This window comes from Pseudomonas sp. HS-18, assembly GCF_020401845.1.
GTDB lineage: Bacteria > Pseudomonadota > Gammaproteobacteria > Pseudomonadales > Pseudomonadaceae > Pseudomonas > Pseudomonas nitroreducens.
On record NZ_CP084413.1, the window covers coordinates 1157260 to 1171551 of the forward strand.

Genomic DNA, 14292 nt, shown 5'->3' on the forward strand with positions numbered 1-14292 from the left:
CTCGTCGCGTTTAATCGAGGTCCCAGGTAAGTCTCAGGACGGGATCGAGCGTCACGTGAGCGCGGCGATGCCAGTCGCTGCGCACCCGAAGGGAGTCCCCCAACCATGGTGAAGTCCACCACGGGCAAGGCCCTGTTCGGCGTCTGCTTCGCAGTCGTTGTGCTGGCTTTGCTGATCCACTGGATCACCCCCGCCACTCTGTGGCAGTACCGCGAAGACCTGCTGTTCTACCTGCAGGCGCACCTGATCCTGGTGTTCGCGTCCATGTTCGCCGCCATTGTGGTCGGCATCCCCGCCGGCATGCTGCTCAGCCGGCCCGCCCTGCAAGGACAGGCCGAGCGCCTGATGCAGATCTTCAACGTCGGCAACACCATCCCGCCACTGGCCGTGCTGGCCATCGCCCTGGCGATCGTCGGGATCGGCAACGGCCCGGCGATCCTCGCGCTGTTCCTCGCCTCGCTGCTGCCCATCGTGCGCAATACCTACGAGGGCCTGCGCGCCGTGCCGGCGTCGCTCAAGGAAGCGGCCACCGGCATCGGCATGACGCCGCGCCAGGTGCTACTGCGCGTCGAACTGCCCAATGCGGTGCCGCTGATCATGGGCGGTGTGCGTATTGCACTGGCGCTCAACGTCGGCTCCGCCCCGCTGGCGTTCCTGATCGGCGCCAACAGCCTGGGTAGCCTGATCTTCCCCGGCATCGCCCTGGACGACCAGTCCAAGCTGCTGCTCGGCGCCGTGTGCACTGCGCTGCTGGCGCTGGTGCTCGATGGCCTGGTGGTGCTGTTCAGCCGCGGCTTCCTGGAGCGGGGGATGGCGAAATGAACGGGAGTTGTTTGAAAGGAACCCGCATGACACGACGTCTGCTCGGCGCGCTGGGCCTTGTGCTCGCCGCTACAACCGGTCTCGCCCAGGCGGCCGATGTGATCCGCATCGGCGGCAAGCCGTTCACCGAGCAGCGCCTGCTCACCGCTATCACCGCGCAGTACCTGCAAAGCAAGGGCTACGAGGTGAAGGTCACCAACGGCCTGGGCAGCACCCTGGCGCGCAGCGCGCAGCAGAGCGGTCAGCTGGACCTGGTCTGGGAATACACCGGCTCGTCGCTGATCGTCTACAACAAGGTCAAGGACAAGCTGGACGCCGAGCAATCGCTGGCCAAGGTCCGCGAACTGGACGGCAAGAAGGGGCTGGTCTGGCCCACGCCCGCGCCGTTCAACAACACCTATGCGCTGGCGATGCCCGAGGAACAGGCCGAACAGCTCGGCGTGCGCACCCTCAGTGATCTCGCCCGGGTGATGAAGGAGCAGGGCGACAAGCAGACCCACCTGTTCGCCATGGACCCGGAGTTCGCCGGCCGCCCGGATGGCCTCGCGCCGATGAGCGAGCTGTATGGCTTCCATTTCACCCGCGACGACGTGCGGCAGATGGATGCGGGCCTGGTGTACACGGCGCTGAAGAATCGCCAGGTATTCGTCGGCCTCGTCTACACCACCGATGGCCGTCTGAAGGACTTCAAGCTGCGCGTGCTGCAGGATGACAAGCAGTTCTTCCCGTTCTACAACGCCGCGCCGGTGATGCGTGCCGATCTGCTGCAGAAGCATCCCGAGCTGAAGACGCTGTTCGATCCCATCGCCAGGCTACTCGACGACAAGACCATGCAGGCGCTCAACGCCGAGGTCGATATCCAGCAGGAGCCGGTGCAGCGCGTCGCGCAGCAGTTCCTGCGCGAGCACGATCTGCTGGGCGACAAGGCTCAACCTGAACAGGACCAGCCCACAAAGGAGGAGAACTGACATGGACTTCATGACCGTGATTTCCCGCCTCGACTGGGTGCAGGTCGGCCAACTGACGCTGCAGCACCTGATGCTGGTATCCATCGCCGTGGGCCTGGCCATCGTCGTCGGCGTGCCGCTGGGCGTGCTGATGACGCGCTTCAAGTGGCTCGCCGGGCCGCTGCAGGGGGCCGCCACCGTGGTGCTGACCATCCCCTCCATCGCGCTGTTCGGCCTGATGCTGCCGCTCTACTCGAAGATCGGCCAGGGCCTCGGACCGCTGCCGGCGATCACCGCGGTGTTCCTCTATTCGCTGCTGCCGATCCTGCGCAACACCTACCTGGCGCTGACCAACGTCGAGCCCGGCATCCGCGAAGCCGGCAAGGGCATCGGCATGACCTTCTGGCAGCGCCTGCGCATGGTCGACATTCCCATCGCCGTGCCGGTGATCCTCGCCGGCGTGCGCACCGCCGTGGTGATGAACATCGGCGTGATGACCATCGCCGCGGTGATCGGCGCCGGCGGCCTGGGTGTGCTCATCCTCAATTCCATCAGCCAATCCAACATGCCCATGCTGGTGGTCGGCGCGGTCCTGGTGAGCCTGCTCGCCATCGCTGCCGACCTGCTGCTGCAGTGGTTGCAGCGTGCGCTCACCCCGAAGGGCCTGCGCCCGCAGACAGGAGACTGAACATGATCGAACTCGACCAACTGACCAAGACCTTCACCCTCAAGGACGGCAAGGAATTCCGCGCCGTCGACAAGGTCAGCCTGACCGTGGACAAGGGCGAGATCTGCGTGTTCCTCGGCCCCTCCGGCTGCGGCAAGACCACCACGCTGAAGATGATCAACCGCATCATCCAGCCCACCTCCGGGCGCGTGCTGATCGACGGCCAGGACACCGCCGAACTGGACGAGGTGACCCTGCGCCGGCGCATCGGCTACGTGATCCAGCAGATCGGCCTGTTCCCCAACATGACCATCGAGGAAAACATCATGGTCGTGCCGCGCCTGCTGGGCTGGGACAAACAGAAGTGCAAGGACAAGGCGCGCGAGCTGATGGCCATGGTCAAGCTCGAACCCAGGCAGTACCTGTCGCGCTATCCGCGCGAGCTGTCCGGCGGGCAGCAACAGCGCATCGGGGTGATCCGCGCGCTGGCGGCGGATGCGCCGCTGCTGCTGATGGACGAGCCCTTCGGCGCGGTGGACCCGATCAACCGCGAGTCGATCCAGAACGAGTTCTTCGAGCTGCAGCGCAAGCTGGGCATGACCGTGATCATGGTCAGCCACGACATCGACGAAGCGATCAAACTGGGCGACAAGGTGGCGGTGTTCAAGAGCGGCCGCCTGCTCCAGTTCGACCACCCGGACACGCTGCTGGCGCACCCGGCGGACGAATTCGTCAGTGCCTTCACCGGCCAGGACAGCACGCTCAAGCGCCTGCTGCTGGTGCGCGCCGAGGATGCCGCCGACAGCAGTATCGTCACCGCCAACCCGCAGACCACAGTGGCTGAAGCGCTGGAGAAAATGGAGGAGGACGACCGCCGCTACCTGGTGGTGGTCGATGCCAACGGCAAGGGCCTGGGCTACGTGCGCCGCAAGGACATGCGCCGCAAGGACGGTGTGTGCAGCGACTTCCTCAACGAATTCCGCGTGACCGCCAGCCATGACGAACACCTGCGCATCCTCTTGTCGCGCATGTACGAGTTCAACAGCTCGTGGTTGCCGGTGCTCGATGCGGACGGGCAGTTCCTCGGCGAGGTGACGCAGGAGTCCATCGCGGACTACCTGAGCTCCGGACGCTCGCGGGGGCGCAAGACCAATATCGTGTCGCCGGCTGAAGTCGCCCAGGCATCGTAGGGAGATTACCTGTAGGAGCGACCTTGCTCGCGAATAGCCGTGGTGCGTACGGTTTCCCTCTCCCTAACTCTCTCCCTGAAGGGAGAGGGCGGGGGAGAGGGAGAGGGAGCGCCCAGCCCCGATTCTCCCCGTTCAACCTCTACCAAATCCCACCCGCACCACCCATCCCGAACAGCTGAACTCCCCCCTCTGTCACCGGTCGTTAACTCAGTAGGCCGATGATGCTGAAACCCGTCGAAAGCCCCGTTCTGTGCGGTATTCCGTGCATTTTGTTGAGTATCCAAAACAGTCAACCGGTAGTGCGACAAAGGGATGTAAAAAAGCGGCAATTCAGGGTTGAACTCACGAACTTCAGGTCCTAAAGTTCGCGCCCGAACGTCCATGCTGGAAACGATCCATCCGGCTCAAGTACTGACGACGAGAGATAGCCGGTGCCTTGCCCCGGTATCGGTAATGCTCGGCGACATGCCTTGGGAAGTAGGCGAACCAAAGTGGGGAAACGGATTCGACGTTCAGCTTCACCCCTACGAATAACCTGTTCTGCCATTTGGAGTCCCAACCATGTCCATCAAGGTCGAGGATTACTTCGCCCCCGACACCTTCCAGCGCATGAAGGCGTTTGCCGACAAGCAGGAAACCCCCTTCGTCGTCATCGACAAGCAGACCATCGCCGATGCCTACGACCAGCTGACCGACTGCTTCCCGTTCGCCAAGATCTACTACGCGGTGAAGGCCAACCCCGCCACCGAGATCACCGAGTTGCTGCGCGACAAGGGCTCGAACTTCGACATCGCCTCCATCTATGAGCTGGACAAGGTGATGAAGACCGGTGTGCGCGCCGAGCAGATCAGCTACGGCAACACCATCAAGAAAGCCCGCGACATCCGTTACTTCTACGAGAAGGGCGTGCGCCTGTTCGCCACCGACTCCGAGGCCGACCTGCGCAACATCGCCAAGGCTGCGCCGGGCTCCAAGGTCTACGTACGCATCCTCACCGAAGGCTCCACCTCCGCCGACTGGCCGCTGTCGCGCAAGTTCGGCTGCCAGTCCGACATGGCCATGGACCTGCTGGTACTGGCCCGCGACCTGGGCCTGGTGCCCTACGGCGTGTCCTTCCATGTGGGTTCGCAGCAGCGCGACATCGGCGTGTGGGACGCGGCCATCGCCAAGGTCAAGGTCATCTTCGAGCGCCTGAAGGAAGAAGACGGCATCGAGCTGAAGCTGATCAACATGGGCGGCGGCTTCCCGGCCAACTACATCGCCAAGACCAACAGCCTGGAAACCTACGCCGAAGAGATCATCCGGTTCCTCAAGGAAGACTTCGGCGACGACCTGCCGGAAATCATCTTGGAGCCGGGCCGCTCGCTGATCGCCAACGCCGGCATCCTGGTCAGCGAAGTCGTGTTGGTCGCGCGCAAGTCGCGTACCGCCGTGGAGCGCTGGGTGTTCACCGACGTGGGCAAGTTCTCCGGCCTGATCGAAACCATGGACGAGTCCATCAAGTTCCCGATCCACGTGGAGAAGAAAGGCGAGCTGGAAGAAGTGGTGATCGCCGGCCCGACCTGCGACAGCGCGGACATCATGTACGAGCACTACAAGTACGGCCTGCCGTTGAACCTGGCCGCGGGCGACCGCCTGTACTGGCTGTCCACCGGGGCCTACACCACCAGCTACAGCGCGGTGGAGTTCAACGGCTTCCCGCCGCTGAAGGCGTTCTACCTGTAACGCTGAATGCCCCACGAAAAGCCCCGCCGTTGCGGGGCTTTTTCATTCTGCGGCGCTGAAGCTGTTGCGCAGGAGCGGACTTTGTCCGCGAAATCCCGCACCAAGGAGGAAGCCGAAGCGACACACCACCCTGTAGGAGCGAGCCTGTGCACTCTCGTCGGACGGAATGAAGAACGCCCCGCAATGCGAGGCGTTCTTCATGGCATCACCGCAGATTCAACCCTCCTTGGGCTGCGTCTTCACCGGAGCCTGCGCGGTGGCCGGCGCCTTGGCGTCGGTGGCGATTTCCTGCTGCTGTGCGGCCTTGTCCATCGGCAGCTTGTCGAACTCGTGCAGGCCGTCCTTCCTGTACGGGTCGCCGATCCAGCGCGGCGCCGCGGCGAACTTCTGGTTCACCAGGCTTTTGGCGGGTTCGTAGCGATCGTAGCTCAGGCCGGCGAGGTCCGACAGGGTGTGGATCAGGTGCGAGCTGCTGTAGGAGCGATTGGCCACTGCCTGCAGGTCGCGGGGGTGGTCGGCCTGCCAGCTTGGCGAGGTCCAGACCATGAACGGAATGGTGTACATCGGCCGGGTCGGGTCCATCTCGTTGCGGCCCAGGCGGTCGTGGTTGCCCGAGCTGTAGACCTCTTCGCCATGGTCGGAGAGGTAGAGCATGAAGCCGTTGGCGTTGGCCGCCGAGTAGCGCTTGATCAGGCTCGACACCACGAAGTCGTTGTAGCGCACTGCGTTGTCGTAGAAGTTGTAGGTCTCCACCTGGTCATCCGACAGCGCCGAGGGTGCGCCCTGGCGGTCCTTGAAGTAGGCGAACTCTTCGGGGTAACGGTAGCGGTAGTCCATGTGCGTGCCCAGCAGGTGGACGACGATGAACTTCTTCTGCGCCGGGTCCTTCAGGGCCTTCTCGAACGGGTCCAGCACCACGCCGTCGTACTGGCTGGCGTTCTGGTTGCGCTGGTTGTTCAGGTACGCCTGCTCGTCCGTCTGCTGGGAGAAGGTGGTGAGCATGGTGTTGCGCTTGGTCATCGTCTGCTGGTTGGTGATCCAGAAGGTCTTGTAGCCCGCCTGTTTCATCAGGTTGATCAGCGACGGATCAGTGAGGAACTTGTCCGGGTTCTGCTCATCACCGAAGGTGAGGATCTGCTGCATCACCTCGATGGTGTAGGGGCGCGGCGCAACCACGTTCTGGAACACGGTCAGGCCCTTGCCGCTGGCGGCGAGGGCGTCGAGGTTCGGCGTGGTATCGCGGCCGTAGCCGTACAGGTGCATGTGCTGGCGGGTGGTGGATTCGCCCAGCACCAGCACCAGCGTGCGCGGGGCTTCGCCGCTGCTGTCCTTGAGGTTCTGCAGGGGCGGCAGGGAGGCGTTCTGCTGCAGCAGCTTCTGCATGTTGTCCAACTGCTGGCGGTACTGGACGTACCCCACCACCAGTTGCCACGGCACGGCCGGCTCCATGCGCGACTGCACCTTTTCCAGCGCCTGGGCGAAGGTGCGCTCCTGGGTGACCATCTGCTTGTAGAAGGGGTAGAACAGGTTCAGCACCACCAGCAGCACGGCCAGCGGCACGCGGGCATAGGCCGGCATGCTGATCGGGCGGATACGCTTCCACAGCACCACGGCGACCACGGTGTAGGCCAGCAATGCCAGGCATAGCCAGAGGCTGAAGTACTGGCTGAAGTATTCGCCGGCCTCGGCGGTGTTCGACTCGAACATCACGAAGATGACGCTCTGCGAGAACTCCTGCTTGTAGATGCCGAAGTAGCTCAGGCCCACCAGCGAGGCGCCCCAGAGCACCAGGCCGATGACGGCGGCGATGCCTTTGGTGAAGCGCGGCAGCAGCAACGGCGGCGCGAGCCACAGGCTGCTGAGGAAGAAGGCGTCACGGAAGCCGGCGAAGCCGGTGGTGCCGCTGAACAGGATCAGCGCCTGGGTAACGCCGGAGAAGTACCAGAAGAACAGCAGGAGCCAGCCCAGGGCGGCCCAGTCCACGCGTTTGCGCGCTGCGGGGGATGTGGTGTTCGACACTTGCGCCTCGTCGTTACGTGGCGGCTGCCGAACACTCCGGCAGCCAGGTTAGCCGGCGAAGGTAGCAAGGTTGGCGTGAAAATTACGTCAAGGGGTGTCAGGCGACACCCATCTGCTCGGCGAGTTGATGCAGGTCCGATTCGTCGCCCAGCTCGGCGGCGCGCTGGAAGTAGGCCAGGGTCAACTCCCGCAGGCTTGGCGGCATGGAGTCGGCGAGCTGCCGGCGGGCTACGCGCAGGAAGTTGAGGTTGCCGCCTTCCAGCGCCCGTTCCAGCCAGATGCGCGCGGCTGGCAGGTCGCCGCGCTCGGCGAGCACCGAGGCGTGGCTGAACTGGCCACGGAAGTCACCGGCCTCGGCCGACCGACGGTACCACTGGTGAGCCGCGCCAAGGTCGCGGGGCACCACCAGACCTTCCTCGTGGAAGCGCCCCACCAGGTTCATCGACTTGGCATGGCCCAATGCCGCCGCGCCCTCGTAGAGCGATAGCGCGCGGGCATCGTCGCGCGCCACACCGCGGCCGGTGGAAAGCAGGTTGGCGAGGTTGTACATGGCCCAGTCGAGCTTCTGCTGCGCCGCGATGGCGTAATGGCCGGCCGCAGCCGTTTCGTCCTTGGCGCACCCCCAACCGTGCTCCAGGCAGCGCCCGAGCATGTTGCGGGCCATGGCATGACCGCGCCCGGCGGCGATGCCGAACCAGGTCAGCGCCAGGCCGATGTCCTGTTCGATGCCGTGGCCGTCGAGGAGAATCTGCCCGAGCAACGCCTGGGCCTCCAGGTTCCCTTCACGGGCACCGGCCAGGATGAGCCGGGCGGTCTGCCGCGGATCGTCGGCGAGCTGGCCGGTGAGGTCTTCGACATTGATTTCTTCAGTGCGACGCAGGACGAGGCTCATGGCGGATCAGACGTCCACCCAGCGCCGCAGCAGGTTGTGGTAGGTGCCGGTCAGCTCGATCAGCGCAGGGTGGTCCGGCACGTCGCGGGTCAGTGCCTGGATCGACTGGTCCATCTGGAACAGCAGGGCGCGCTGGCTGTCCTCGCGCACCAGGCTCTGGGTCCAGAAGAACGAGGCGATGCGCGCGCCACGGGTCACCGGGTTGACCTTGTGCAGGCTGGTGGCGGGGTAGAGCACCAGGTCGCCGGCCGGCAGCTTCACCTGCTGGGTGCCGTAGGTGTCCTGGATCACCAGTTCGCCGCCGTCGTAGTCGTCGGGGTCGCTGAAGAACAGCGTCGAGGACAGGTCGGTGCGCACGCGCTCGCGGCCACCCTGGGTGTCGCGCACGGCGTTGTCGATGTGGAAGTCGAACGAACCGCCGCCGGTGTAGCAGTTGAACAGCGGCGGGAAGACCTTGCTCGGCAACGCGGCGGACTGGAACAACGGGTTGCTCCACAGGCGCTGCAGCATGGCCTCGCCGATCTCGCGGGCCAGCGGGTGGTCCTGCGGCAGTTGCAGGTTGTGCTTGGCGCGGGACGACTGGTAGCCCGCGGTGACCTTGCCGTCCGTCCACTCGGCCTGTTCCAGGGCGGCGCGGATGCGCGTCACCTCATCGCGGGTGAAGACGCCGGGAATGTGCAGCAGCATGGGCCGGTTCCATCAGGTTCGATAATTTGCCAATGATAATGATTTGCAACAGATCGGTACAACCGCCATACCCCTACTTCCGACAGGGAGAAAGTGTAAAAATTGTAAATCATCTGCGTATGGTAATGAATGTGAATTGATACAAATTCTTATTTGCAATAGATTGCGCGGCCTTCATGAACCCCTGGGGAGGGAGTTTCGATGTCGCGTCAATCCACCGAGTTCGCCGGCAGCAAGCCGCGCCTGCTGGTTTCCGCCGTCGGTGTGGCGATTACCGCCATGTCCGGCACTCACCTGGCCCACGCTGACGAGGCTATGCCGAAGAAGTCCGGCCAGGACGTGCTGTCTCTGGACGCCGACACCGTTGTCGGGGCGCAACAGCAGGATCCGACGACCTACAACGTCGAGAAGTCTTCCAACGAGAAGTACACCGCGCCGCTGCTGGAGACGCCCAAGACCGTCACCGTGATCCCCCAGCAGGTGATCAAGGATACTGGCGCGCTGACCCTGCAGGACGCCCTGCGCTCCACTCCCGGCATCACCTTCGGTGCCGGCGAGGGCGGCAACCCGGCGGGCGACCGTCCGTTCATCCGTGGTTTCAACGCCGAGAGCGATACATTCCTGGATGGCATGCGCGATGTGGCCTCGCAAACCCGCGAGATCTTCAACATCGAACAGATCGAAGTGAGCAAGGGCCCGGGCTCGGCCTACACCGGCGCGGGGTCCACCGGCGGTAGCCTGAACCTGATCAGCAAGACCGCCAAGCAGGCCGACTTCAACGATGCCAGTATCGTGCTGGGCACCGATCAGACCCGCCGCACCACCCTGGACGTCAACCACAGGCTGGGCGACAACGCGGCCTTCCGCCTGAACCTGATGAAGCACGATGCCAACGTCGCCGGCCGCGACGAGGTCAACGTCAGCCGCTGGGGCGTGGCGCCGACCGTCACCTTCGGCTTCGATACCCCGACCCGTGCCACGCTGTCGTACTACCACCTGTCCACCGACGACATGCCCGACTATGGCATTCCGCTGACCCTGGCCGGGCGCAGCGAGCGCAACCCGAGCAAGCCGGTATCGGTGGACAAGAGCAACTTCTACGGCCTGAACGACCGCGACTACCGCAAGAGCACCACCGACACCGGCACCTTCCGCATCGAGCATGACCTGAACGACAACCTGACCCTGTCCAACAGCTTCCGCCTGGTGCGTACCACCCTTGACTACATCGTCACCAACCCCGACGACAGCCGCGGCAACGTCGCCAACGGGCTGGTCTATCGCTCCTCGAAGAACCGTAACTCCACCTCCAAGGGCTGGGTCAACCAGACTGACCTGAAGGCCACCTTCGACACCGGTTTTGTCGGCCACACCCTGGTCACCGGCATGGAGTTCAGCTACGAGGACGTGCACAACCGCCCCTATGTCATTACCCCCGGCGGCGGCAGCGGCAATACCTGCACCCCCGGCTTGCTCGCCAGCGGCGACTGCACCAGCCTGAACAAGCCCACCCCCGGCGACCACTGGACTGGCAGCATCACCGACAGCGCCGCCTTCACCGATACCGACACCAAGACCGCCTCGGCCTACGTGTTCGACACCCTGAAGCTCAGTGAGCAGTGGGATCTCAACCTCGGCCTGCGTTACGACGACTACGAAACCCGCTCCAGCGGCTACTCCACGGGCGGCCGCGGCTCGCCCGCCGGCGATTTCGACCGCCAGAGCAACACCCACTTCTGGAACTACCAGCTCGGCGTGGTCTACAAGCCGGCGCCCAACGGCAGCATTTATGCGGCCTGGTCCACCTCCAGCAACCCCAGCGGCGAAACCGCCGGCGAAGGCGGTGGCGACCTCAGTCTGGCCAACGCCAACCTCGACCCTGAGCGCAACCGCAACTACGAGATCGGCACCAAGTGGGCCTTCTTCGACGAAGCGCTGTCGCTCAATGCGGCGATCTTCCGCACCGACAAGACCAATGCCCGCGTCGCCTCGCCGGACGACTCCACCGTCCAGGTGCTCGATGGCGAGCAGCGCGTGCAGGGCGTGGAGCTTGGCTTCAGCGGCGCACTGACACCCAAGTGGAAAGTCTTCGGCGGCTACACCTACCTGGACAGCGAGATCCTCAAGTCCAGCGTGGCCAGTGACGAGGGCAACCGCATGCCGCAGACCGCGCAGAACAACTTCACCCTGTGGTCGACCTACGATGTGCTACAGAACTTCACCGTGGGCGGCGGCGCAACCTACGTCGATGAGCAGTACGGCAACACCGCCAACAGCACCATGATCCCGTCCTACTGGCGCTACGACGCCATGGCCAAGTACGTGATCAGCAAGAACGTCGACCTGCAGCTCAACGTGCAGAACCTGACCGACAAGCGCTACTTCGACCAGGTCTTCAGCACCCACATGGCGCACGTGGCTCCGGGCCGCACCGCACTGCTGGGGGGCAACGTCCACTTCTAAGGGCCGCGTACTCCTGGCGCCCCGCCCCGGCCGATGCTCCTCGGCCGGGGCTTTTCTTTGCGCGGGCCGCCTGCGGCGAAGATAAGGCCAGGGTAAAGATTGTTAAAACGGCTGCGTTTGCGAGCCATTCTCATTAAAATGCCCGCCCTGCGTGATGGGTGTCCGAAGGTGAAGCCCCGGTGTTGAAGAAAGTCCTTTTCCAGTTGCATTGGCTGTTCGGTATCAGCGCAGGGCTTGTGCTGGCCCTGATGGGTATCACCGGGGCGATGCTGTCGTTCCAGGATGAGATCCTGCGGGCCATCAACCCCGACAGCCTGGTGGTGGAAAAGCGCGCCGAAGCCGTGCTGCCGATGGACGAACTGATCCGCCGGGTGGAAAGCGCCGAACCAGGCAAGAAGGTCGCCTTCTTCTGGCTCAAGACCGAGGGCGTGGAGTCCGCGCGCATCTTCTTCACCCCGCCACCGGGCCAGCGCCGTGGCGAATCCCTGTATGTCGACCCCTACACCGCAGAAGCCCTGCCCGCGCCAGTGGGCGAGGGCGCTTTCCTGTTCATCATGCAGCTGCATCGCTTCCTTGCCGCCGGCGAAGTCGGCCAGCGGATCACGGCCGCCTGCACCCTGATCCTGATCTTCTTCTGCCTCTCCGGCCTGTACCTGCGCTGGCCGCGCAAGGCGCTGAACTGGCGCACCTGGCTGATCTTCGACTGGCGCAAGAAAGGCCGCGCCTTCAACTGGGACCTGCACGCCGTGGCCGGCACCTGGTGCCTGGTGTTCTACCTCCTGGCCTCGCTGACCGGCCTGTACTGGTCCTACGAGTGGTATCGCAACGGCCTGTTCAAGCTGCTCGACGACGCCCCCGCCGGCCAGGCCAAGGGCGGCCAGCGGGGCGGCGGCAAGCGCGGCCCGGCGCCCGAGGGCCCGCCGCCGGTAGTCGATGCCACCGCCATCTGGAACACCATCCAGCAGACCGGCGGCTCCGCCATGACTGCCTACAACCTGCGCCTGCCGCCGGTGAAGGGCCAGCCGGCCACCGTGTTCTACCTTCTCGATGACGCTGCCCACGAGCGCGCCTTCAACGAGATGACCATCGACCCGGCCAGCGGCAAGCTGCTCAAGGACCGCCGCTACAACGACAGCAGCGCCGGCAAGCAACTGCTCACCAGCGTCTACGCCCTGCATGTGGGCAGCTACTTCGGCCTCACCGGGCGCATCCTGATGATGCTCGCCAGCCTGGCCATGCCGCTGTTCTTCATCACCGGCTGGCTGCTCTACCTTGATCGCCGCCGCAAGAAGCGCGCAGCGCTGGCCGCCCGCGGCGAGCTGGGCACTACGGCTGGTGGTGCCGACTCCTGGTTGATCGGCTACGCCAGCCAGAGCGGCTTCGCCGAACAACTGGCCTGGCAGAGCGCCGGCCAGTTGCAGGCTGCTGGCCTGCCGGTACGCGTCGAGTCTCTGGGCAAGCTGGACCGTGCGCAGCTGGAGCAGACCCGTAATGCGCTGTTCGTGGTCAGCACTTTCGGCGAAGGCGAGGCGCCGGACAGTGCCCGTGGTTTCGAACGCCAGGTGCTCGGCCAATCCCTCGGCCTCAACGACCTGCGCTTCGCCGTACTCGCCTTGGGCGACCGCCAGTATGAGCACTTCTGCGGCTTCGCCCGGCGCATGCAGAGCTGGCTGCAAGGGCAGGGCGCGCGCCCGCTGTTCGACGGCGTGGAAGTGGACAATGGCGATGCCACCGCGCTGCATGACTGGCAGGTACGCCTCGCTGAACTCTCCGGCACCGCACCGCAAGTGGCCTTCACCGCGCCGGCCTTCGAAGTCTGGACGCTGAGTGGCCGTGAGCACCTGAACCCCGGCAGCCAGGGCGAATCCACCTGGCTGTTGCGCCTCGGGGCGCCGAGCGACTCACAGATCGACTGGGCCGCCGGCGACCTGGTGGAAATCGTTCCCCGCCAACCGGAATTCCTCGTCAGCCGCTGGCTCGAACGCCTTGGCCTCGACGGCGCGGCCAAGGTGCAGGTCGACGGCCTGGCCATGCCGCTCAAGGACGCCCTGGCCGGCTGCCTGTTGCCGGCGAACCTGGAGCATCTGGTCGGCCAGCACGGCCAGGCGGTGGTTGATGCGCTGATCAAGCTCTCGGTGCGCCAGTACTCCATCGCCTCATTGCGCAGCGAAGGCGCGATGGAGCTGATCGTGCGCCAGGAGCAGCACGCGGACGGTTCGTTGGGTATCTGCTCCGGCTGGCTGACCCAATACCTGCCCGAAGGCGGCAGCCTGCTGCTGCGCCTGCGGCGCAACCGCAGCTTCCATCTCACCGAGGACGATCGCCCGCTGATCCTCATCGGTAACGGCACCGGTATCGCTGGCCTGCGTGCTCTGCTGCAAGCGAGCGTTGCCGAAGGCCGTTCGCGCAACTGGCTGCTGTTCGGCGAGCGCAATATCGCCCACGACTTCTACTGCCGCGACGAGCTCGAGGGCATGCTGGCGCGCGGCGAACTGCAACGCCTGGATGTCGCTTTCTCCCGCGACCAGGCCGAGAAGTTCTACGTACAGGATCGCCTGCGCGCCAGCGCCGAAACACTCGCCCAGTGGCTGGAAGAGGGGGCGGTGATCTACGTCTGCGGCAGCCTGCAAGGCATGGCCGAAGGCGTCGACCGTGCCTTGCGCGAGATGCTCGGTGATACCGAGGTTGAGAGGTTGCTGGAGGGTGGGCGCTATCGGCGCGACGTGTATTGATGGGGCGTTGGGTCTAGCCAATCGCGGACGGAGTCCGCTCCCACGCTCAGCGTGACTGGCTTTTCGTAGGGCGGATAACGCGCCAGCGCTATCCGCCGATGGGCCGTCAGCGGATAACCTGTTCCAGGTTATCCGCCCTGCGCAGGGC

Annotated in this window: 11 protein-coding genes; 7 read left to right on the forward strand and 4 right to left on the reverse strand. The window is 64.7% G+C overall.

Features of this window, described 5'->3' with window-relative positions; translation table 11 throughout:
* Window positions 1-105 precede the first annotated feature (105 nt).
* The 5 genes from LDJ84_RS05445 to LDJ84_RS05465 all read left to right on the forward strand — a co-directional run bounded on the left by LDJ84_RS05445 (window position 106) and on the right by LDJ84_RS05465 (window position 5351).
* Window positions 106-822, forward strand: coding sequence for an ABC transporter permease (locus LDJ84_RS05445; RefSeq protein WP_226046050.1), 717 nt, complete (start codon window positions 106-108; stop codon window positions 820-822).
* A 26-nt stretch (window positions 823-848) separates the two neighbouring features.
* Window positions 849-1790 (forward strand): glycine betaine ABC transporter substrate-binding protein, encoded by a 942-nt coding sequence (locus LDJ84_RS05450; RefSeq protein WP_226046051.1) that lies wholly within the window; start codon window positions 849-851, stop codon window positions 1788-1790.
* Between the two features lies 1 nt (window position 1791).
* Entirely contained in the window at window positions 1792-2457 is a 666-nt protein-coding gene (locus LDJ84_RS05455) for an ABC transporter permease (protein WP_024765896.1), read from the forward strand.
* Window positions 2458-2459: 2 nt separating this feature from the next.
* On the forward strand, window positions 2460-3626 hold the full coding sequence (locus LDJ84_RS05460) for a betaine/proline/choline family ABC transporter ATP-binding protein (protein WP_024765897.1): 1167 nt from the start codon (window positions 2460-2462) through the stop codon (window positions 3624-3626).
* A 561-nt stretch (window positions 3627-4187) separates the two neighbouring features.
* Entirely contained in the window at window positions 4188-5351 is a 1164-nt protein-coding gene (locus tag LDJ84_RS05465; RefSeq protein WP_065083946.1) for a type III PLP-dependent enzyme, read from the forward strand.
* Between the two features lie 42 nt (window positions 5352-5393).
* Here LDJ84_RS05465 and LDJ84_RS05470 read toward each other — a convergent pair whose 3' ends face one another.
* From LDJ84_RS05470 to LDJ84_RS05485, 4 genes are all read right to left on the reverse strand, one after another.
* A complete protein-coding gene (locus LDJ84_RS05470; RefSeq protein ID WP_160297869.1) occupies window positions 5394-5552 on the reverse strand; it encodes a hypothetical protein in 159 nt (52 codons plus the stop codon).
* Window positions 5553-5567: 15 nt separating this feature from the next.
* On the reverse strand, window positions 5568-7370 hold the full coding sequence (locus LDJ84_RS05475; protein WP_065083945.1) for a phosphoethanolamine transferase CptA: 1803 nt from the start codon (window positions 7368-7370) through the stop codon (window positions 5568-5570).
* A gap of 97 nt (window positions 7371-7467) precedes the next feature.
* Window positions 7468-8262, reverse strand: a complete 795-nt coding sequence (locus LDJ84_RS05480; protein ID WP_226046052.1) for a tetratricopeptide repeat protein — start codon at window positions 8260-8262, stop codon at window positions 7468-7470.
* A 6-nt stretch (window positions 8263-8268) separates the two neighbouring features.
* Window positions 8269-8949, reverse strand: a complete 681-nt coding sequence (locus LDJ84_RS05485; RefSeq protein WP_193452709.1) for a Fe2+-dependent dioxygenase — start codon at window positions 8947-8949, stop codon at window positions 8269-8271.
* 201 nt (window positions 8950-9150) lie between these two features.
* On the opposite strand from LDJ84_RS05485, the gene LDJ84_RS05490 reads away from it, so the two are divergent.
* A complete protein-coding gene (locus LDJ84_RS05490; RefSeq protein ID WP_226046053.1) occupies window positions 9151-11412 on the forward strand; it encodes a TonB-dependent receptor in 2262 nt (753 codons plus the stop codon).
* A 182-nt stretch (window positions 11413-11594) separates the two neighbouring features.
* Window positions 11595-14144, forward strand: a complete 2550-nt coding sequence (locus tag LDJ84_RS05495) for a sulfite reductase flavoprotein subunit alpha (protein ID WP_226046559.1) — start codon at window positions 11595-11597, stop codon at window positions 14142-14144.
* The last annotated feature ends 148 nt before the right edge of the window (window positions 14145-14292 follow it).